Raw genomic sequence first — 18,812 nt, 5'->3', positions numbered from 1 at the left:
CCAAAACGACCTCGACACCGTCGCGATCCAACTCAACGGCCGCCCCCGACAGACCCTCGGATGGGACACTCCCGCCGAAGCCCTTGATCGACTACTACTTGCACCGACCCCATGAAACCGCCCCGTGGCAGATGACGCAAACCTCTTGATCGCGCGACCCGGACGGGGCGGTCTGCGGTGATCAAGAGGTTTGCGTCAATTCCAGGCGGCGGGGTGACGCAAACCTCTTGATCAACCCGAGCAGGTGCGGGACGTGGGCGCGGGGTGCGGGGATGGGGCGGGGGTGGGGGCGGGTCAGGTGTGGAGGGTCCAGGTGCCGGCGCGGGGGACGGTGACCAGGGTCCAGAGGCCGTCGGGGGTGACGGTGGCACCGGGTGAGACGGTCAGCCAGCGGGAGTGACGGACCCGGACCGGCACCTGGCCGGCGGCGGTGGTCCGGAACGTCAGCGTGGCAGCGTCCTGCCCGACCAGCACCCCGGGCGCGGCGACCAGGGGCGTCGGGTCGGTCACCGCGTACAACCGCCAGTGCCGGTCCGACCAGACCTCGGTCAGGTACGGCAACCCCGCCCCGACCAGTTCCGCCTCGGCCCGGCCCACCCAGGACAGCGGCGCGTCGGCGACGGCGACGTACTGCACGGCGTACTCGTCCAGCCAGGCCCGGTAGCTGTCGGCGGTCAACGGCACACCGGTGCCACCGGCCCCCGGCACGGTGGTGAAGAACAGCGGGTTACGCCCGATGTCGACCTGGCGCAGCCAGCCCCGGGCCAGCGGCACCTCGCCGAGCTGCGCGGCCTCCCAGTAGTTACGGGTCGGCGGCACCTCCACCCGCCCGGTGAGCCCGCGCCGGCCCAGCTCGGCGGCGAGCGGGGCGAAGTAGCTCCGGTCGGCGGTCGGATCGTCGGCGCTGCGGACGTCGGCGGCGACCACCGGCGGCAACCACCAGCACACCACCGCCAGCAGCACGGCCAACGCCGCACCGCCGATCCGGGTGACGGTACGGGGTGCCGCCGAAAGCCGCGCGGTGAGCCGGGCGGGTGGCCGGGCGGCGGCGGCCAGCACCGGCAGCGCGAACATCGTCACCAGGCGGGTCGCGTTCAGCCCGACCGGGGTGTGCACCAACGCCGCCGCCAGCACCCCGCCCGCCGACAGCAACGCCCCCACCCGCACCGGCCGGTACGCCACCACCGCCGCCACCAGCAGGCTGACCGTGACCGACCGCAGGGTGTCGGAGCCGCTGATGTTCATCCAGCCGCCCTCGCCGAACAGCAGCCCGGTGACCCCCAGCGGCACCGCCGCCGCGACCCCGAGCAGCAGGCCGTCGGCCCATCGGCGGGTGACCAGCAGCGCCACCCCGGCCAGGCCGACGAACAGACCCGCCACCGGGCTGCTCGCCGACGCCAGCGCCGCGCCGGCCACCGCCAGGACCGGCCGGCCCCAGCGCCCGCCCCGTGCCCAGCGCCCATCCCGGCCGCCCGCCCCGCCCCGGCTGGCTGGCGCGGAACTCGGCCCGTCCGGGCCGCGCCGGTCGGCCGGCAGGGTCAGGGCGAGCAGGGCGGCCAGCCCGAACGCCACCCCGAGGGCGTAGGTGACCCGGCCGGAGACCAGGTTGCCGGTGATCGTCAGCACCCCGACCAGGCTGCCGAGCAGCGGCCGGGGCACCCGGGTACGCACCAGCAGGGCGGCGAACGCGGCGGCCGAGCCGACCAGCGCCAACGCCCCGGTCAGGCGCACCCCGAGGATCGCCATCAGCGGCGGCGAGACCAGGCTGTAGCCGAGCGGCGTGATGCCGGCGTACCAGCGCAGGTCGACCAGGGCCCAGCCGTGCCCGGCGAAGAAGTCGGCGCGGGCCACCTGGGCCGACAGGTCCGACCCGAGCGGGGGCAACGCCAGCCACACCCCGGCGAGCACCGCGGCGACCACGGTGGCCGACCCCACCACCCTGCTGCCCCGCATGCCCACCTCCGGTCCGCGCCCACGCTACTGGCAGCATGACGGACGTGCCTCACCACCTGTCCCGCTGGCTCGGTCTGTCCGGTTCGGTGCTGCTCGCCATCGCCGCGTACCTCGGGGGCGCGCTGCCGGGGTCGGAGCTGCGACCCACCCCGGTCAGCATCTGGCAGAGCCGGCACGGGCCACTGATCATCGTCCTCTGGCTGGTCGGCACCGGGCTGCTGGCCTGGGCGTGGTGGACCCTGCGCGACCGGGTGCCGTCGACCCGGTGGGCGCTTGTCACCGCCGGGCTGTGGGTGCTGCCGCTGCTGGTCGCGCCACCGCTGGCCAGCCGCGACGTGTACGCGTACTCCTGCCAGGGCGCGAGTTACGCGGCCGGGATCAACCCGTACGAGCAGGGGGTGTCGGCGCTGCCCTGCCCGTGGATCGACACCATCTCCTACATCTGGCGGGACACCCCCGCCCCGTACGGGCCGCTGTTCGTGATGATCGCCGGGGCGGTGGTACGGCTCACCGGCAGCCTCGACCCGGACACCGCGCTGACCGTCAACATCGCCCTGTTCCGGCTGCTCGCCGTGGCCGGGGTGGCGCTGACCGCCGCCTGCCTGCCGACGCTGGCCCGGCGCTGCGGCGTACCGGTGCCCCGGGCGCTGTGGCTGGCGCTGGCCTCGCCGCTGGTCGGCGTACACCTGGTCTCGGGGGCGCACAACGACGCGCTGATGATCGGCATGCTGGTCGCCGGCCTGGCCGTGGTGGCGGCCAACCCGGGCCGGCGCTGGCCGCTGCTGGCCGGCGGGGTGCTGCTCGGGCTGGCCGGCGCGGTGAAGGTGACCGCGCTGGTGGTGGTGCCGTTCGCGGTGCTGGCCGCGCTGGTCGGGCCGTACCGGATCAGGGCGCTGCTGCGCGACGGCCTGCCGGTCGCCGGCGGCGCGCTGGTCGCGGTGGCCGGCGCGACCCTGGCGGCGGGCCTGGACTTCGGGTGGATCGCCGGCCTGGAACAGGGCGGCCTGGTGATCGCCTGGACCTCGCCGCCGACCGCCGTCGGGCAGACCGCCGGCTACGTGGCGGCACTGTTCGGCGCGGACGTCGACGCGCTGCCGGTGACCCGGACGATCGGCATGCTGGTGCTGGCGGTGCTGCTGGTCTGGCTGTGGTGGCGGGCCCGCACCCGTGACCCGCTGTGGCACGCCGGCCTGGCGCTGGCCGCGACGGTGGCCCTCGCGCCGCTGTTCCACCCCTGGTACTGGCTGTGGCCGATGGCCGTGCTCGCCGCGACGACCCACCTGTCGACCCGGTGGTTCGCGCTGGTGGCGTTGGTCTCGTCGTTCCTGGTGCTGCCGGACGGCACCGGGCTGCCCCGGTTCACCAAGATGCCCGGCGCCCCGCTGATGACGCTGTTGGTGATCGTGGTGGCCGTGCGGTTGGTACGGTCGGCTCGGGCGGGACGGCGACCCGCCACCGTGGATTCGCCCGCCGACTGAGGAGAGGTGGCCGGTGACCGAGGCCGGCGCACCAACCGGGCGGGCCCGCGCGGCGCGCCACCTCGGGCTGACCGGGGCGGTGCTGCTCGCCGTGGCCGGCTGGCTGGGCGGGGTGCTGCCCGAGGTACCGCCGACCGGCCCGTGGCGCGGGCCGCACGGCCCGGCCGCCGTGAGCTGCTGGCTGGTCGGCACGGCGCTGATGGTGGGCGCCTGGTGGGCGTTGCGTGCCGGTGCCCCGTCGACCGAGTGGGCGTACCGCACCGCCGGGCTGTGGTCGCTGCCGCTGCTGCTCACCCCGCCCCTGGCCAGCCGGGACGTCTACTCGTACGCCTGCCAGGGCTGGTCGTACGCGGCCGGGCACGACCCGTACCGGGTGGGGGTGGCGGCGGCCGGCTGCCCGTGGGTGGACGCGGTCGCGCCGATCTGGCGGGACACCCCGGCCCCGTACGGCCCGGTCTTCGTGCTGCTGGCCGCCCTGGCTGCCGCCGCCGGCGGTTCCCTGCTCGGCACCCTGGTGGTGCTGCGCCTGTACGCGGTGGCCGGGGTGCTGCTGGCGGCGCTCTGCCTGCCCGGCCTGGCCCGTGCCGCCGGGGTGCCCACCCGCCGGGCGGTGTGGCTGGGGCTGGCCTCGCCGCTGGTCGGGGTGCATCTGGTGGCCGGCGCGCACAACGACGCGGTGCTGCTCGGCCTGCTCGCGCTGGGTCTGCTGGTGCTGGTGCGCGCGCCCGGCCGGACCCGGGGGCTGCTCGTCGCCGGGGTGCTGCTCGGGCTGGCGGTGGCGGTGAAGGCGACCGCGCTGGTGGTGCTGCCGTTCGCGGCGTTGACGGCGGTGCACGGCCGCTACACCCTGCGGGCCCTGCTGCGCGACGGCGGCCGGCTCGCCGGGGCGGTCCTGGTCACCCTGGCGGCGGTCTCGGCGCTGTCCGGGTTGGGGCTGGGCTGGGTGGCCGGGCTGGCCCGCAGCGGGGACTCGCAGCAGTGGACGTCACCGCCGACGGCGGTCGGCTTCGTCGTCGACTACGTCGGTGAGCTGGCCGGTCGGCGGCCGGACGCGGTGCCGGTGACGAGGGCGGTGGGCCTGCTGGCGCTGGTGGTGCTGCTCGCGGTGCTGTGGTGGCGGGCGTGGACGGCGCTGCGCCGGCTCAACGACGTCCGGCAGCGGGTGCACCGGCTGGCGGCGGCCCGACCCCGGGTCACCCTGGGCGCGGCGGGTGTGGCGCTGGCCGCGACGGTGCTGCTCGCCCCGGTCCTGCACCCGTGGTACGTGACCTGGCCGCTGCTACTGCTCGCGGTGTCGGCGACCCGGACCACCTGGTTCGTGGTGCCCGCGGCGGTGGCGGCCTTCCTCACCCTGCCCGACGGCACCACTGTCGCCCGCTACACCAAGGCGCCCGGCGCGATCGTGATGACCGCGCTGCTGGTGGTGCTGCTGGTCGGTGTGGTGCGGAGCCGGCGCAACGGAACGGGCCGGCCCCGCGGAAGCGGAGCCGGCCCGGCCGGTGGAACGTGACCGTCGAGGGCGGACCTCAGCAGTCGAAGTACATCGCGAACTCGTGCGGGGTCGGGCGCAGGCGCACCGGGTCGACCTCGTTGGCCCGCTTCCACCCGATCCAGGTGGAGATCAGGTCGGGGGTGAACACGCCACCGTCGAGCAGGTAGTCGTGGTCGGCCTCCAGGGCGTCGAGCACCTCCGGCAGCGAGCCCGGCACCTGCTTGACGTCGCCCCACTCCTCCGGCGGGAGGTCGTAGAGGTCCTTGTCGATCGGGGCCGGCGGCTCCATCTTGCTCTTGATGCCGTCCAGGCCGGCCATCATCATGGCCGAGAACGCGAGGTACGGGTTGCTGGACGGGTCCGGCACCCGGAACTCGACCCGCTTGGCCTTGGCGTTGCTGCCGGTGACCGGGATGCGGGTGCAGGCGGAGCGGTTGCGCTGCGAGTAGACCAGGTTGACCGGGGCCTCGTAGCCGGGCACCAGCCGGCGGTACGAGTTGACCGTCGGGTTGGTGAACGCCAGCAGCGACGGGGCGTGGTGCAGCAGGCCACCGATGTACCAGCGGGCGGTGTCCGACAGGCCGGCGTAGCCGGTCTCGTCGTAGAACAGCGGCTCGCCGTTGAGCCAGAGGCTCTGGTGGGTGTGCATGCCGGAGCCGTTGTCGCCGAAGAGCGGCTTGGGCATGAAGGTGGCCGTCTTGCCGTTGGCCCAGGCCTCGTTCTTCACGATGTACTTGAAGAGCTGGAGCTGGTCGCCGGCGTGCAGCAGGGTGGAGAACTTGTAGTTGATCTCCGACTGACCGGCGGTGCCGACCTCGTGGTGCGAACGCTCCACGGTGAAGCCGCCGTCGACCAGCCGACGCACGATCGAGTCGCGCAGGTCGGCGTAGTGGTCCACCGGCGGCACCGGGAAGTAGCCGCCCTTGTACGCGGTCTTGTAGCCGCGGTTGCCGCCGGCCTCCTCACGCCCCGTGTTCCACGCGCCCTCGACCGAGTCGATGTAGTAGAACGACTGGTGTGCCGAGGTCTCGTGGCGGATCGAGTCGAAGATGTAGAACTCCGCCTCGGCACCGAAGTACGCGGTGTCGGCGATGCCGCTGGCGGCGAGGTAGGCCTCGGCCTTCTTGGCCACGTTGCGCGGGTCCCGGGAGTAGGCCTCACGGGTGAACGGGTCGTGGATGAAGAAGTTGAGCGCGAGGGTCTTCTGCGCGCGGAACGGGTCGATGAAGGCGGTCGCGACGTCCGGGAGCAGGAGCATGTCCGACTCGTGGATCGCCTGGAAACCGCGGATCGACGAACCGTCGAACGCGAGACCGTCGGTGAAGACGCTGTCGTCGAAGGACTCCACCGGCAGGTTGAAGTGCTGCATCACGCCGGGCAGGTCACAAAAACGTACGTCGACGAACTTTACGTCCTCGTTCTTGAGGTATCGCAGGAGTTCCTCGGGATTGGCAAACACACGTCCTCCTGGCACGTCCACTCCGGTGGCTGGGCTCTGGCGACGCTATGACCGCGGGGTTGCTCGCCCGTGTCTCCAATGTTTCTGCCGTGTTACGCCGCTCGCGGAGCGTCATCTGCGCCGCTCAGTACCCGCCGGGTTGTCCGTTCGGACGATACCGGCTGAAGCACTGTATCGCTTTTCGGGGTGATAAGACCGAATTTGCACAGACTGCGGGAACGCCCCCGGAGTCCACCTGCTGGTCCGCCCCGAGCCGCCCCAGGGGCCCGCGGTGGGCTGAGGGGCGGCCCCGGGACGGTGCTGACTACCCTGGACCACCGTGACGAGTCCGCCCGCCGCGGCACCGGTGCCGCCCGCCACCGACCCCACCTTCGACCCGCCGGGCCTCGGCCGACGGTTCGGCGCCCTGGTGATCGACTGGGTGCTCTGCCTGCTGGTGTCGAACTTCTTCGCCGACCCGGTCCGCGACGGCTGGGCCCCGGTGGTGGTGCTCATCGTCGAGTACGGCTTCTTCCTCGGCCTCTTCGCCCAGACCCCCGGCATGTGGATCACCCGGCTGCGCTGCCTCGACTGGTCCGACGGCGGGCGGCTCGGGATACCCCGGGCGCTCCTGCGTGGCCTGCTCCTGGCTCTGGTGGTACCGCCCCTGATCATGGACGCCCAGCGTCGCGGCCTGCACGACCGGCTCACCGGGGCGGTCGTCGCCGACGCCCCCCGCCCCGCCCGCTGACTCCGGCTCACCCGCCGGCCCCGGCCTGCCCGCCGACCCCGGACACGCCGCGAGCCGGGCCCGACGGACGGGCCCGGCTCGCGGAGGCGTACCAGAGGGGGTCAGCGGCCCCGGGTCTGGCGGAACGCGCGGCCCGGCGGCCGCATGTTCTTGGGAATCGCGCCCTTGGGCATCTGCGGGCGGGCGGTGAGCGCCTTGAGCCGCTTGTCGAGGGAGTTGACGTCCTTGCCGTTGAGGGTGCGCGGCAGCCGCATCAGGGTCATCCGCAGCTTGCGGATCGGCAGCTCACCTTCGCCCTGGCCGATCACGTAGTCGTGCAGCGGTGCCGAGCCGATCACCTTGGCCAGCCGGCGCTTCTCCTGGCCCAGCAGGCCCCGGACCCGCTGCGGGTGCCCCTCGGCCAGCAGGATCACGCCGGGCCGGCCGATCACCAGGTGCACCATGTCCATCTGGGTGGTGGAGCTGACCGCCGGGGTGACCCGCCAGTCACCACGCATGCTCTCCATGATCTGCGCCGCCGCGCCGGGCTGCCCCTCGGCCGCGTTCATCATCGCCTTGTTGGACCGCAGGTTGAGCACGATCAGCAGGGCGAGCAGGGCGAACAGGATGCCGATCGGCAACCAGAGCCAGCCCCAGAGGATCACCGCGACCACGGTCAGCGCGAGCGGGATCAGCACCGCCCCGGCGGCCAGTGGCGCGAACCACCTGTCCTGCTTGGCGGTGAACTTGAACACCATCCCGATCTGCTTCAGCCGTTGGCCGAACGAGACCTTCTCCTGGGGCTTTGCCATGCCGCCGAGTCTAGTGGTCGCCGCCAGGACGGAGGATCCCCGGCCGGTGGTCGGCCGGGGTCCGTCCATGACGGTGGTCAGCCGGTGGGTGAACGGTCCCCGACCGGCGCGGTACGGGGGCGGGGCACCACCGGGGCGGCGCGGCCGGTGCCGGCCTCGCCGCGACCGGCGTGGGCGCCGCTGTCGGTGCCGCCCTCCTCGTGGTAGTCCTCCTCGACGTTGACCGCCCAGACGTCGTGGTCGGTGCCGTCGAGGATGTTCTCCGCGGCGAGCATCGCGGTGAGCATCGAGTGGTCCTGGTTGTTGTACCGGTGCATGCCGTTGCGACCCACCGGGTGCACGTTCGGCACCGCCTCGGCCAGCCAGCGGCGGATCACCTCGACGGCCTCGGCGTACCCCTCGTCGTAGACCGGGTACGCCTTCGGCATCCGCACCACGTACCCGGTGGTGACCGAGCCGGGGCGGACCAGGCCGAGCCGCTCCAGCTCGGCGGTGCCGAAGGCGACCAGCTCCGGGTCGGGGGTCGACCACAGCTCGTCGCCCTCGTTGACGAAGTACTCAAGGCCCAGGCAGGTGCCGCCGGCCCGGACCATCTCCGGTGACCAGGCGCCGTAGTTCTGGATCCGCCCGACCTGCACCCCGGGGGTGTGCACGTAGATCCAGTTGTCGGGGAAACCGGCCTCGGCCGGCACCACCAGCGCCACGGTCAGGAAGTCCCGGTGCCGCAGCGCGTCGGCGGCCTCGCGTACCTCGGCCGGGGCGGGCGGGTCCATCGCCCGGACCAGGGCCGAGATCGGCATGCTGGAGACCACGTGGTCGGCTGCGATCCGCCGCTCACCGGAGGGGCCGTCGACGGTCACGGCGACCGCCCGACCCTCCTCGCGGTGCACGGTGCGTACCGCCGTCTCCAGCTCCACCGTCCCGCCGCCCTTGACCACCAGTTCGGCGCAGCGTTCCCACATCATCCCCGGGCCGAGCCGGGGGTAGCGGAACTCCTCGATCAGGCTGGTCACCTCGGTGCCGCCGCGCTGGGGCAGCAGCGCGCCCCGGATCGCCGCGCCGAGGGAGAGGTTGCGGATGCGCTGGGCCGCCCAGTCCGCCTGCAGCTCCGTCGCGGGGATGCCCCAGACCTTCTCGGTGTACGTCTTGAAGAACATCCGGTACAGCCGGGCCCCGAACCGGGCCGACACCCAGCCCTCGAAGTGGCTCTGGTCGGCCGGCGGACGCACCCGCGCCCACAGGTACGAACCGACGCACCGGCACGCCTCCCACACGCCGAGGTTGCGCAGCGCGTTGCCGGCCCGCAGCGGGTAGTCGAAGAGCCGGCCCTGGTAGTGGATGCGGCTCATCCGGGGGCGCAGCAGGAAGTCGTCGTCGGAGAGCAGCTCGTGCCAGAACGCCTCGACCCGGGACACCTTGGTGAAGAACCGGTGCCCGCCGATGTCGAAGCGCCAGCCTTCCCGCTCCACGGTGCGGCTGATCCCGCCCACCACGTCGTCGGCCTCCACCACGTCGACCGGGGCGTGTCGCCGGGTCAACTCGTACGCGGCTGTGAGGCCGGCAGGGCCGGCGCCGATGACAACCGTGTGCGGCTGCGCCATCAAAGACACCACCATCGATGAGTTGCGGGTCAGGGCTGGCGGAATCTAACACGATCCCGCCGTGCCCGGACAGCGTCGCCGAATCGACGCCGAGCTGCGGCCGGACACCTCTTGCGGGTGCGGCCGAGGTCTGGGAAGATCGACACACTCGAATGCCCGGCGGTCGTCGCCGTGGCCGGTGGGTTTCCGCAGGCGTGCCCGGTGGCGTCCCGGGGTCAGCCGACGGTGACCGAGGCGTCCCGGCGGGCCGTCAACGCCTGCTGGTAGAGCCGCCCCGCCCGGTACGACGACCGCACCAGCGGCCCGCTCATCACCCCGGCGAAGCCGATCTCCTCGGCCTCCTCGCGCAGCTCGACGAACTCCTCCGGCTTGACCCAGCGGGTCACCGGGTGGTGCCGGGGGGTGGGGCGCAGGTACTGGGTGATGGTGATCAGCTCGCAGCCGGCCTCATGCAGGTCGCGCAGCGCCTGGGAGACCTCGGCCCGCTCCTCGCCCATGCCCAGGATCAGGTTGCTCTTGGTGACCAGCCCGGCGGCGCGGGCCTGCCGGATCACGTCGAGCGAACGCTCGTAGCGGAACGCCGGACGGATCCGCTTGAAGATCCGGGGCACCGTCTCGACGTTGTGCGCGAGCACCTCGGGCCGGGCGCCGAACACCTCGGCGAGCTGCTCGGGGACGGCGTTGAAGTCGGGGATCAGCAGCTCGACGCCGCAGCCGGAGCGCAGCGCGTGGATCTGCCGGACCGTCTCGGCGTAGAGCCAGGCGCCGCCGTCGGGCAGGTCGTCACGGGCCACGCCGGTGATGGTGGCGTAGCGCAGGCCCATCGTGGCCACCGACTCGGCCACCCGACGCGGCTCGTCGGCGTCGAACTCGGCCGGCTTGCCGGTGTCGATCTGGCAGAAGTCGCAGCGCCTGGTGCACTGGTCGCCACCGATGAGGAAGGTGGCCTCCCGGTCCTCCCAGCACTCGTAGATGTTGGGACAGCCGGCCTCCTGGCAGACGGTGTGCAACCCCTCGCGGGAGACCAGCCCGCGCAGCTCGGTGTACTCCGGCCCCATCTTGGCCTTGACCTTGATCCACGGCGGTTTGCGCTCGATCGGCGTCTCGGCGTTGCGCGCCTCGATCCGCAGCATCCGTCGCCCCTCGGGGGCGACCGTCGCGGAGCGCGCTGCCTGCTGGGTCGTCGGCGCGGAGTGCTCGATCGTCACAAAACCGAGCCTACGCCCGACGGCGGCGATCGATGCACGTCGGGCGACCGGCGTCACGTCACGGGTCTTGTGACACCGGCCACCCGGCGGCCGGAAAAGCCCGTTACAGCCCGGTGGGACGGGTGCTAGCGTGCCGGCAGAGCTGTGACGGAGCCGAGTAACGCCCCGATCCGCCAGTGCAGAGAGCCGCCGGTCGCTGGAAGGCGGTCTGACGCCGGGGCGCGAAGACCCTCCCGAGCCGCGGGAAGAACAGCGCGTCCGCGCGCCCAGTAGAGCCCGCCCGGCTGGCCCCGGTGAAAAGGCGACGAATGAGGCTCCCGCCACGGCGGGGGCGAAGGTGTGGTGGCACCGCGAGGTTCCCGCTCGCCCACACCTCCCGGGGATCGCGTTGCGATTGATCGAGGAGGTAACCGCCGTGCAACGCATCCTTTCCGCCCACCTGTCCACCCGCACCGGCACGACCGTGCGGATCGCCGGCTGGGTGCACCGCCGCCGACTGCTCAAGTCGGTGGCCTTCCTGATCGTCCGGGACGCCACCGGCCTGACCCAGGTGGTGGTCACCGACCCGGACGTGCGGGCCGCCGTGACGGCGCTGCCCGAGGAGACGGTGGTCGAGGTGGTCGGCACGGTCACCGCCAACGGCACCGCGCCCGCCGGGGTCGAGCTGACCCACCCGACCATACGACCGCTCGGCCCGCCCGCCGTGCCGCCCCCGTTCGACCTCTACCGGCCGACGCTCACCGCGACCCTGCCCACCCAGCTCGACCACGCGCCGGTGGCGCTGCGGCACCCGACCCGCGCGGCGGCCCTGCGGATCGCGGCGGCGGCGGTGGCCGGCTTCCGGGTCACCCTGGACGCCCGCGACTTCGTGGAGGTCCACACCCCGAAGGTGGTCGCCACGTCCACCGAGAGCGGGGCGAACGTCTTCGCCCTCGACTGGTTCGGCCGGCCCGCCTACCTGGCCCAGTCGCCGCAGTTCTACAAGCAGCTGATGGTGGGCGTCTTCGAACGGGTCTACGAGGTGGGGCCGGTGTTCCGGGCCGAACCGCACGACACCGTCCGGCACCTGGCCCAGTACACCTCGCTCGACGTCGAGTTGGGCTTCGTCGACGACCACCGGGACGTGATGGCGGTGCTGCGGGACACCCTCGCCGGGATGCTCGCCGAGGTGGCCCGGCGGGCCGGCGGCGCGGTGGCGGCCCTGGGGCTGACCCTGCCCGACGTGCCGGTCGAGATCCCGGCCGTGCACTTCACCGAGGCGCTGCGGATCGCCGGCGCACCCGCCGACGAACCCGACCTGGCCCCCGCCCACGAACGGGCGCTGGGGGAGTGGGCCCGCGCCACCCACGGGTCGGACTTCCTCTTCGTCACCGGGTACCCGATGGCGAAGCGGCCCTTCTACACCCACCCCGACCCGGCCCGGCCCGCGTACTCGAACGGTTTCGACCTGCTCTTCCGGGGTCTGGAGCTGGTCACCGGCGGGCAGCGGCTGCACCGCCACGCCGACTACCTGGCGGCCCTCGCGGCGCGCGGCGAGCCGGTCGAGCCGTACGCCGGGTACGTGGACGCGTTCCGGCACGGGATGCCGCCGCACGGCGGCTTCGCGATCGGCCTGGAGCGGTTCGTGGCCCGACTGGTCGGCGCGGCAAACGTCCGGGAGGTGACCGCCTTCCCGCGCGACCTGCACCGGCTGACCCCCTGAGCTGCGGTGCGCTACCCGGTGGCCCATCGGTGCCGGCCTTGCGGTGCCGGCCTTGCGGTGCCGGCCTTGCGGTGCCGGCCTTGCGGTGGCGGCCCTTGCCGGGGTCGCCCGCATGTCGGTCGACGCTGCCGCCTCGGGTGGGTCGAGCACCCTGGGTGACGAATCGGGCTGAGGCCGCCCGCGATCACCCTGGGTGATCGATTTTCGGGGGTACCGGCGCTGCCCTGCGTCCGAAATTCGCACTCATCCCGCTGAGCAGGATTTTTGCCCTCATCTCCAGCTGCCCCACCTACCTGCCCCTCCACGCTTTGCTCTGCTGCCACCGACGCGACGGTTACCTTCCGCGCTCGGTGCGCCCAGGGCAGCAGAGCAAAGCGTGTGGAGAAGGGTGGGCGGCAGAGGGAGGTTGGTGACGCTGCGTAGTGAAGGTGGGTTGTGGGTGCGGTCGCGCACTGTTGCGCTGGCCGGTTCAGACCCAAGCTGATGCTTGCCCGGGATGCGGTTGGACCGGCCACCGCCAGTCGCGCCGGGGGTGCCGGGTGGTGGCGGCCGCGCGGGGCGGCTGCTGCTGCGCCGGGCCGGGAGGGGAACGGGCGTGGGGACGGGCAGCCGCGTGGCGGATGCCGCCCCCGGTTGCTGTGACGGCTCGACGTGGCAGCGGGGTCAGGCCGCGCCGAGCAGATCCCAGCGGTTGCCGGCGATGTCCCGGAACACCGCCACCCGGCCGTACGGTTCGGTGCGCGGTGGCCTCACGAACTCCACGCCGGCGTCGACCAGCCGCCGGTGGACGGCGTCGAAGTCGTCCACCTGGAGGAAGAACCCGACCCGGCCGGCCACCTGGTCACCGACCACCGCCTCCTGCCGCTCACCGTCGGCGCGGGCCAGCAGGATGCCGGTCTGCCCGCCGGGCGGGCGGACCACCACCCACCGCTTCGGGCGGCCGTCGTTGGTCAGCGACGGCGCGTCCTCGACCAGCTCGAAGCCGAGAATCCCGGTGAAGAACGCGATGGCCGGGTCGTAGTCGGCGACGACGAGGGTGACGAGGTCGATCCGCACCGGCTCAGCCGAGCAGGGTGGGCAGGTGCCGTTCCACCACGGGCAGCACCTCGGCCACCGTCACGGGGCGGCCCAGCTCGGCGGTGAGCGAGGTGGTGCCGGCGTCGGCGATGCCGCACGGCACGATCCGGTCGTAGTACGACAGGTCGCAGTCGCAGTTGATGGCGAAGCCGTGCTGGGTGACGCCCCGGGCGACCCGGATGCCGATGGCGGCCACCTTGCGGGCCGGACCCCGGTCGTCGTCGGGCACCCAGACGCCGCTGCGTCCCTCGACCCGGCCGGCGGTCAGCCCGAACTCGGCGCAGACGTCGATCAGTAGCTGCTCGGTGCGGCGGACGTAGGCGACCACGTCGACCGGGTCGGGCAGCCGGACGATCGGGTAGCCGACGAGCTGCCCCGGACCGTGCCAGGTGATCTTGCCGCCCCGGTCCACGTCGACGACGGGGGTGCCGTCCATCGGCCGGTCCCAGGGCTCGGTGCGCTTGCCGGCGGTGTAGACGCTCGGGTGTTCCAGCAGCAGCACGGTGTCGCCGCGCTGGCCGGCCACCACCGCCTCGTGCAGCCGCCGTTGCTCGTCCCATGCGGCCGAGTAGTCGACCACACCCGCCCGGACGGCGGTCACCCCGGAAGTCGTCACGCTCACCCTGCCACCCTAGCCCCGCCGGTCTCCGCCGTGCCCCGTGAGCCTCGTCGCGCCACCCTGCGTGACCCGCGCAGGCGGCGGACCCCTCAGGTGGTGGACCCGTCAGGTGGTGGGGACCGTCCAGAGCCACACGTCGTCCACCCGGCGGGGCTCGCCGAGCAGGGCGGTGGCGGTGCGGCGCAGGGCGTCCTCGTCGAGGTCGTACTTGGCGCCGTGCACCTCGTCGGGCAGGACGACCGCCTCGACCCCCCAGTACCGCAGGTCCGCCCGGGACAGGCGGATGCTGCCCTCGGTGACGATCGGCACCAGCCCGGTCCGCCCGGCCTGGTCCATCAGCGTGTCGAAGGTGCGCGGCGGCGGCCCGATCCGACCCCGCCCGTCCGGGCCGCCGGGGCCGAGGAAGAAGCCGGCGGGCAACCGGAACTCGCCCTGCCGGTGGGACAGGGCGTACGCCTGCCAGCGCTGCCCGTCGGGGGTCACGTCCAGGGTCAGCGGGATCGGGGTGAGCACGCCGCCCGGTGAGACGTACTCCCGCCAGGTGCCGGCGGTGACGAACTCCGGCACCGGCGGGCGGACGCTGGTCAGCAGCGGGGTGGGCAGCAGCGGCAGCAGCGCCGCCGCGAAACCCACCCCCCACACCCAGGCGGCCGTGCGGCCCGGCGGTGTCGCCCGCAACCGGTCGATCGTGTACGCCAGCAGCACCCCGATCACCGGGGCCACCACCAGGGCCAGCCGGGACGGCAGGGCGGCGTTGACCACCGGCAGGTTGTCCAGCACCCCGAAGGGCAGCAGTTGGCCGGTGCGCTGACCGTTCCACTTCGCCAGCGGCCCCCAGGACAGCACCGCGAACACCACGGCGGTCACCCCGAGCGCGGTCAGCGTGGCCTGCCGGCCCGGACCGGCCCGACGCCACAGCCACCCGAAGCAGACCACGGTGAGCAGCAGCAGCGGCACCCCGAAGAAGCTGTTCTCCTCGGTCGGGTTGGGCGCCAGCGTGGTGTCCCAGCCCAGCGCCCCGGCCAGCGACCGGCTCGGGTACGCCCCGAACGCGGCGATGTCCTCGGCGTGAATGACCGGGTCGAAGCCGGTGCCGTGGAACCGTTGCGGCCCGGCGAAGTGCAACCACAGCGGGTACGCCAGCAGCACCCCGGCGACCAGCGCGGTCACCCCCAGCCCGCGTAGGAAGTCCGGCAGCGCGGCGCGGGCCTGCGCCCGGCGGGCCGGGTGCACCGCCCAGACGGCGAGGAAGACGGCGACCGCCAGGGCGGTGAAGAACAACCCCTCGGCGGCGATCGAGAAGGCCACCGCGACCAGCACCCCGAGCACCAGCCCGCCCCGCAGCCAGCGCCCCGGCCGGCGCAGCGCGAACACCCCGGCCACCAGCAGCGGCACCAGCCAGCCGGCGGTCCAGTTCAGGTGGGCGTTGGCGTGCGCGACCATGCCGGGGGAGAAGGCCACGAACAGCGCCCCGACGCCCGCCGCGAGCCGACTGGCGACCAGGTGCCGGGAGAGCAGCCAGTACCAGGCCAGCGCGGTGGCGGCGAGGTTGAGGGTGAGGATCACCAGGAACGTCGCCGGCGGCCCGATCAGGTACGTCAACGGCGCGAAGACCACCGCGTACACGGTGATCGAGGTGTTGACGGCGAGATTCACCCCGTCCGGCACGTTGAGCAGGTGGGTGAAGAGCGGGTTCTCCCCGTGCGTGACGGCGTGCCCGCCGAAGGCGAGCAGCCACTCGAAGAGCGCCTGGTCGCTGGAGTTCACGGTGATCGCCCGCTGGTTCGGGTCGCGCCACAGCCCGCTGGTCACCCAGACCGCCAGCGCCACCGCGACGACCAGCACGGTCAGGTCGGCCCGCCGACCCCGGGCGGCGTCCGGGGCGGCGGTGGGCGGCGGGTCGGCGGCCAGGGTCGGGGAAGTCGGCACGGAGCGGACGTTACCAACCGGAACTGGACCGACCGGTCGGACCCGCGACCCCGGCCACTCCCGGTTCGACCGGGCCGCCGCGCCGGCCCACCCGCAGCGCCGCCCGGGTCGGTCGTCGGCCGGCGGGCCGCCCGGGTCAGTCGTGCAGGGCGGCGTGCAGCGCGGCGGGCAGCTCGGGGTGGGTCCAGGGGAAACCGGCCCGGGTGAGCACGGCGGGCAGGACCCTCGCGCTGGTCAGCGCCTCCTGGGCGAAGCCGCCCAGGGCGACCTTCAGGGCGACCGCGGGGATCGGGACGATCGCCGGCCGGTGTAGTTGGCGGGCGAACTCCCGGGTGAACTCGGCGTTGGTGACCGGGTTCGGGCCGACCACGTTGACCGCGCCGGCGACCTCCCCGGCGGTCAGCAGGAACACCGTCGCGTCTAGCCAGTCCCGCAGCGAGATCCACGGCAGCCACTGCCGCCCGCTGCCGAGCCGGCCGGCGATGCCCAGCTTGAACGGCAGCAGCTGCGGCTTGAGCAGCCCTCCGTCGCGGTGCAGCGGCAGGCCCGTCCGCAGCCGTACCACCCGGACCCCGGCGTCCTCGGCGGGTCGGGTCGCCGCCTCCCAGACCCGGCACACGTCGGCGAGGAACCCCTCACCCGCCGGGGCGTCCTCCTCGACCACCCGGTCGCCGGTGTTGCCGTACCAGCCGACCGCGGAGGAGTTGAGCAGCACCGGGGGCCGGTCCGCCGCCGGCATCCCGGCGATCGTGACGGCCAGCGTGGTGGTGGTGTCCACCCGGCTGGACCGGATCACCCGGCGGTAGTCGTCGGTCCACCGCTTGTCGCCCACCCCGGCCCCGGCCAGGTTGACCACCGCGTCGACCCCGGCCACCACGGCCGGGTCGAGCTGCCCGGCGGTCGGGTCCCACCGCTGCTCGTCGGGGGTACGCGGCGACCGCCGGACCAGCCGGGTGATCTGGTGCCCGTCGTCGGTGAGGCGGTCGACCAGCCGGGTGCCGAGGAAGCCGGACACGCCGGCCATCAGGATCCGCATACCCCTATCTTCGGGCACGCGCTCCCGATCGGATGCGCCGACCACCAACCCCCACCCAACCCCACCCAACCCAACCCAACCCCCCCGACGTCCACCCCCGGCCGGCTCGTTCCGGTGATCAAGAGGTTCGCGTCAAGTTGAAGATCAATCTTGACGCGAACCTCTTGATCAACTGACTCGAACCTCTTGATCACCGGGGACGGGGCGGCGACCCGCCGAGGTGGGGCGGGGGAGTCGGGGGCGAGTGGTCGGGCGGGAGGATCGGGGCTCGCGGTGGCGGGGACCTACCGGGTGGTCGCGTTGCCGGCCGGGGTCGGGCGCAGGTCGGTCAGGAGGCGCTCCACCTCGGCGAACGCGTCCGCCGGGAGCGGGCCGAGGGTGAGGGCGGCGAAGTTCTCCCGGGCCTGCGCGACCGTCCGGCACCCGGGGATCGGCAGCGTCCGGGGGCTGCGGGCCAGCAGCCAGCCCAGCGCCCCCTGGGTGAGGGTGCGGCCGTCCGCGGTCAACGCCGCCCGGATCGCCGCCACCCGGGCCGACCACTCGGGGGTGGGCCGGCCGTCGCGGAACCAGACCAGCCACTCCGGCGCCCGGCCCCGCACGTCGTCCCCGCCCAGCGTGCGGGTGGCCCCGGTGAGCAGGCCCATCGCCAGTGGCCCCCGGTTGAGGCTGGCCAGGTCGAAGGCGTCGCAGACGGCGAGCACTTCCGGGTTGTCGTTCAGCACCGACTCGTCGTGTTCGACGGCGACGCAGTGCGGCCCCGCCCCGGCGAGCGCCCGCGCCGAGTCCGGGTTGTCGGTGCTCCAGCCGTACCCCCGGATCTTGCCCTGGGTGACCAGACCCTCCAGGGTGTCGACCAGGTCGAGCGCGGCGGACGCCGGCAGGTCGTTGAGGTGCAGCAGGTAGAGGTCGACGTGGTCGGTGCCGAGCCGGCGCAGCGATCCCTCCAGGCTGGCCACCGCGTACGCCGGGCTGGCGTCCACGCCCAGCGCCCGCCGGGTCGCCTCGTCGCTGCGGTTGCCGAACTTGGTGACGATCACCGCCCGGTCCCGCCGGCCGGCGAGCGCCCGGCCGAGCACCCGCTCGCTGTGCCCTGCCCCGTAGTTGCTGGCCGTGTCGAAGAGGGTGACGCCCAGGTCGAGGGCCTGGTGGATGGTGGCGACCGACTCGTCGTCGTCCACCTCACCCCAGCCGTACGGCTGACCGTCGTCGCCCCACAGCGGGCCGCCGATCGCCCAGCACCCCATGCCGATCGCGCCGACCTCGATTCCACTGCGGCCCAGAGTCCGTGTCGTCGTCATGCCGACCAGTTTTCAACCTGGAGTGCGCTCCAGGTCAAGCGGTAACATCCGGCCCATGTACCCGCCCTCGGAGGCCGCCCGGCGCAGCGGGTTCAGCCTCGACACCCTGCGCTACTACGAGAAGATCGGCCTGCTCAGCGGCGTCGGCCGCACCTCGGGTGGCCGTCGGGTGTTCACCGACGACGACCTGAGCTGGCTGGTGATCTTCCGCTGCCTGCGCGACACCGGCATGCCGATCGCCGAGATGTGCCGCTACGCCGAGCTGTCCCGCGAGGGGGAACACACCGTCGCCGCCCGGCAGGAGCTGCTGGAGCAGCACGCCGCCCGGGTCGAGGAACAGTTGACCCTGCTGCAGCGCCAGTACGCCCACCTGCGCGAGAAGATCCGCTTCTACCAGGGCCTCACCGGGGCGACCCCCACCCCCTGAGCGCCCGGCCGG

At 73.5% G+C, this 18,812-nt stretch carries 15 protein-coding genes and 1 pseudogene; 6 read left to right on the top strand and 10 right to left on the bottom strand.

Annotated features, from left to right (window positions below; genetic code table 11):
* Positions 1–115, top strand: a pseudogene (locus JQX11_RS33725) (IS30 family transposase); the annotation flags it as partial.
* Between the two features lie 179 nt (positions 116–294).
* Here JQX11_RS33725 and JQX11_RS27770 read toward each other — a convergent pair.
* Complete coding sequence (locus JQX11_RS27770; protein WP_204927880.1) at positions 295–1,953, bottom strand: hypothetical protein; 1,659 nt, start codon at positions 1,951–1,953, stop codon at positions 295–297.
* 35 nt (positions 1,954–1,988) lie between these two features.
* On the opposite strand from JQX11_RS27770, the gene mptB (JQX11_RS27765) reads away from it, so the two are divergent.
* Together mptB (JQX11_RS27765) and mptB (JQX11_RS27760) are read left to right on the top strand one after the other, a co-directional pair.
* Entirely contained in the window at positions 1,989–3,431 is a 1,443-nt protein-coding gene (gene mptB, locus JQX11_RS27765; protein ID WP_232378679.1) for a polyprenol phosphomannose-dependent alpha 1,6 mannosyltransferase MptB, read from the top strand.
* A 13-nt stretch (positions 3,432–3,444) separates the two neighbouring features.
* Entirely contained in the window at positions 3,445–4,941 is a 1,497-nt protein-coding gene (mptB, locus tag JQX11_RS27760) for a polyprenol phosphomannose-dependent alpha 1,6 mannosyltransferase MptB (RefSeq protein ID WP_204927879.1), read from the top strand.
* A gap of 16 nt (positions 4,942–4,957) precedes the next feature.
* On the opposite strand, the gene glnA is transcribed toward mptB (JQX11_RS27760), so the two are convergent.
* Positions 4,958–6,382: a type I glutamate--ammonia ligase gene (glnA, locus tag JQX11_RS27755; RefSeq protein WP_088644628.1), complete on the bottom strand. Its 1,425-nt coding sequence runs from the start codon at positions 6,380–6,382 to the stop codon at positions 4,958–4,960.
* 319 nt (positions 6,383–6,701) lie between these two features.
* Between glnA and JQX11_RS27750 the strand changes: the two genes are divergently transcribed.
* Positions 6,702–7,112 (top strand): RDD family protein, encoded by a 411-nt coding sequence (locus tag JQX11_RS27750; RefSeq protein ID WP_204927878.1) that lies wholly within the window; start codon positions 6,702–6,704, stop codon positions 7,110–7,112.
* Between the two features lie 101 nt (positions 7,113–7,213).
* On the opposite strand, the gene JQX11_RS27745 is transcribed toward JQX11_RS27750, so the two are convergent.
* From JQX11_RS27745 to lipA, 3 genes are all read right to left on the bottom strand, one after another.
* Positions 7,214–7,903 (bottom strand): DUF4191 domain-containing protein, encoded by a 690-nt coding sequence (locus JQX11_RS27745; protein ID WP_204927877.1) that lies wholly within the window; start codon positions 7,901–7,903, stop codon positions 7,214–7,216.
* 77 nt (positions 7,904–7,980) lie between these two features.
* On the bottom strand, positions 7,981–9,504 hold the full coding sequence (locus tag JQX11_RS27740) for an NAD(P)/FAD-dependent oxidoreductase (protein WP_204927876.1): 1,524 nt from the start codon (positions 9,502–9,504) through the stop codon (positions 7,981–7,983).
* Positions 9,505–9,719: 215 nt separating this feature from the next.
* Complete coding sequence (lipA, locus tag JQX11_RS27735) at positions 9,720–10,769, bottom strand: lipoyl synthase (RefSeq protein WP_204927875.1); 1,050 nt, start codon at positions 10,767–10,769, stop codon at positions 9,720–9,722.
* A 358-nt stretch (positions 10,770–11,127) separates the two neighbouring features.
* Between lipA and aspS the strand changes: the two genes are divergently transcribed.
* Complete coding sequence (gene aspS, locus JQX11_RS27730; protein ID WP_204927874.1) at positions 11,128–12,414, top strand: aspartate--tRNA(Asn) ligase; 1,287 nt, start codon at positions 11,128–11,130, stop codon at positions 12,412–12,414.
* Between the two features lie 663 nt (positions 12,415–13,077).
* Here aspS and JQX11_RS27725 read toward each other — a convergent pair.
* From JQX11_RS27725 to JQX11_RS27705, 5 genes are all read right to left on the bottom strand, one after another.
* Positions 13,078–13,470 carry a VOC family protein gene (locus tag JQX11_RS27725; protein ID WP_204927873.1) on the bottom strand — a complete coding sequence of 131 codons (393 nt, stop codon included), beginning with the start codon at positions 13,468–13,470 and terminating at the stop codon, positions 13,078–13,080.
* Between the two features lie 4 nt (positions 13,471–13,474).
* A complete protein-coding gene (lipB, locus tag JQX11_RS27720) occupies positions 13,475–14,113 on the bottom strand; it encodes a lipoyl(octanoyl) transferase LipB (protein ID WP_204927872.1) in 639 nt (212 codons plus the stop codon).
* 102 nt (positions 14,114–14,215) lie between these two features.
* Positions 14,216–16,039 (bottom strand): DUF6311 domain-containing protein, encoded by a 1,824-nt coding sequence (locus JQX11_RS27715; RefSeq protein WP_204927871.1) that lies wholly within the window; start codon positions 16,037–16,039, stop codon positions 14,216–14,218.
* A 136-nt stretch (positions 16,040–16,175) separates the two neighbouring features.
* Entirely contained in the window at positions 16,176–17,075 is a 900-nt protein-coding gene (locus tag JQX11_RS27710) for a TIGR01777 family oxidoreductase (protein ID WP_204927870.1), read from the bottom strand.
* A 284-nt stretch (positions 17,076–17,359) separates the two neighbouring features.
* Positions 17,360–18,373: an aldo/keto reductase gene (locus JQX11_RS27705; RefSeq protein WP_204927869.1), complete on the bottom strand. Its 1,014-nt coding sequence runs from the start codon at positions 18,371–18,373 to the stop codon at positions 17,360–17,362.
* Positions 18,374–18,428: 55 nt separating this feature from the next.
* Here JQX11_RS27705 and JQX11_RS27700 point away from each other — a divergent pair, with 55 nt between their 5' ends.
* Positions 18,429–18,800 carry a MerR family transcriptional regulator gene (locus JQX11_RS27700; RefSeq protein WP_204927868.1) on the top strand — a complete coding sequence of 124 codons (372 nt, stop codon included), beginning with the start codon at positions 18,429–18,431 and terminating at the stop codon, positions 18,798–18,800.
* Positions 18,801–18,812: the final 12 nt, after the last annotated feature.

This window comes from Micromonospora humida (assembly GCF_016901255.1).
GTDB lineage: Bacteria > Actinomycetota > Actinomycetes > Mycobacteriales > Micromonosporaceae > Micromonospora > Micromonospora wenchangensis.
The sequence above is the reverse complement of the archived record's forward strand: the minus strand, read 5'-3'. Positions and strand labels throughout refer to the sequence as shown.

Bases quoted from the DNA above. Each gene is read 5' to 3' on its own strand.
- JQX11_RS27770 (WP_204927880.1), bottom strand. From the start codon at position 1,953: ATGCGGGGCAGCAGGGTGGTGGGGTCGGCCACCGTGGTCGCCGCGGTG.
- mptB (WP_232378679.1), top strand. From the start codon at position 1,989: ATGACGGACGTGCCTCACCACCTGTCCCGCTGGCTCGGTCTGTCCGGT.
- JQX11_RS27745 (WP_204927877.1), bottom strand. From the start codon at position 7,903: ATGGCAAAGCCCCAGGAGAAGGTCTCGTTCGGCCAACGGCTGAAGCAG.
- JQX11_RS27740 (WP_204927876.1), bottom strand. From the start codon at position 9,504: ATGGCGCAGCCGCACACGGTTGTCATCGGCGCCGGCCCTGCCGGCCTC.
- JQX11_RS27710 (WP_204927870.1), bottom strand. From the start codon at position 17,075: ATGCGGATCCTGATGGCCGGCGTGTCCGGCTTCCTCGGCACCCGGCTG.
- JQX11_RS27705 (WP_204927869.1), bottom strand. From the start codon at position 18,373: ATGACGACGACACGGACTCTGGGCCGCAGTGGAATCGAGGTCGGCGCG.
- JQX11_RS27700 (WP_204927868.1), top strand. From the start codon at position 18,429: ATGTACCCGCCCTCGGAGGCCGCCCGGCGCAGCGGGTTCAGCCTCGAC.